Origin of the sequence: Enterobacter cloacae complex sp. P43RS (genome assembly GCF_014930585.1) — a bacterium.
GTDB classification, from domain to species: Bacteria; Pseudomonadota; Gammaproteobacteria; order Enterobacterales; family Enterobacteriaceae; genus Enterobacter; species Enterobacter bugandensis.
Genome location: NZ_JADBRJ010000023.1, coordinates 1 through 1,569 on the forward strand (window position 1 = coordinate 1; position 1,569 = coordinate 1,569).

Sequence of the window (1,569 nt, forward strand, 5' to 3'; positions counted from 1 at the left end):
GGTGTGACTGCGTACCTTTTGTATAATGGGTCAGCGACTTATATTCTGTAGCAAGGTTAACCGTATAGGGGAGCCGCAGGGAAACCGAGTCTTAACTGGGCGTTAAGTTGCAGGGTATAGACCCGAAACCCGGTGATCTAGCCATGGGCAGGTTGAAGGTTGGGTAACACTAACTGGAGGACCGAACCGACTAATGTTGAAAAATTAGCGGATGACCTGTGGCTGGGGGTGAAAGGCCAATCAAACCGGGAGATAGCTGGTTCTCCCCGAAAGCTATTTAGGTAGCGCCTCGTGAACTCATCTTCGGGGGTAGAGCACTGTTTCGGCTAGGGGGCCATCCCGGCTTACCAACCCGATGCAAACTACGAATACCGAAGAATGTTATCACGGGAGACACACGGCGGGTGCTAACGTCCGTCGTGAAGAGGGAAACAACCCAGACCGCCAGCTAAGGTCCCAAAGTCATGGTTAAGTGGGAAACGATGTGGGAAGGCACAGACAGCCAGGATGTTGGCTTAGAAGCAGCCATCATTTAAAGAAAGCGTAATAGCTCACTGGTCGAGTCGGCCTGCGCGGAAGATGTAACGGGGCTAAACCATGCACCGAAGCTGCGGCAGCGACGCTTATGCGTTGTTGGGTAGGGGAGCGTTCTGTAAGCCGTTGAAGGTGTGCTGTGAGGCATGCTGGAGGTATCAGAAGTGCGAATGCTGACATAAGTAACGATAAAGCGGGTGAAAAGCCCGCTCGCCGGAAGACCAAGGGTTCCTGTCCAACGTTAATCGGGGCAGGGTGAGTCGACCCCTAAGGCGAGGCCGAAAGGCGTAGTCGATGGGAAACAGGTTAATATTCCTGTACTTGGTGTTACTGCGAAGGGGGGACGGAGAAGGCTATGTCAGCCGGGCGACGGTTGTCCCGGTTTAAGCGTGTAGGTGTGTGTTCCAGGCAAATCCGGTTCACTTTAACACTGAGGCGTGATGACGAGGCACTACGGTGCTGAAGTGATAAATGCCCTGCTTCCAGGAAAAGCCTCTAAGCATCAGGTAACACGAAATCGTACCCCAAACCGACACAGGTGGTCAGGTAGAGAATACCAAGGCGCTTGAGAGAACTCGGGTGAAGGAACTAGGCAAAATGGTGCCGTAACTTCGGGAGAAGGCACGCTGATATGTAGGTGAAGCCCCTGCGGGCGGAGCTGAAATCAGTCGAAGATACCAGCTGGCTGCAACTGTTTATTAAAAACACAGCACTGTGCAAACACGAAAGTGGACGTATACGGTGTGACGCCTGCCCGGTGCCGGAAGGTTAATTGATGGGGTTAGCGGCAACGCGAAGCTCTTGATCGAAGCCCCGGTAAACGGCGGCCGTAACTATAACGGTCCTAAGGTAGCGAAATTCCTTGTCGGGTAAGTTCCGACCTGCACGAATGGCGTAATGATGGCCAGGCTGTCTCCACCCGAGACTCAGTGAAATTGAACTCGCTGTGAAGATGCAGTGTACCCGCGGCAAGACGGAAAGACCCCGTGAACCTTTACTATAGCTTGACACTGAACACTGGTCCTTGATGTGTAG

1 rRNA gene is annotated in these 1,569 nt (G+C 53.1%); it reads left to right on the plus strand.

The features are described from left to right. Window positions 1-1,569: ribosomal RNA gene (locus tag IM294_RS21940) — 23S ribosomal RNA — on the plus strand; the annotation flags it as partial.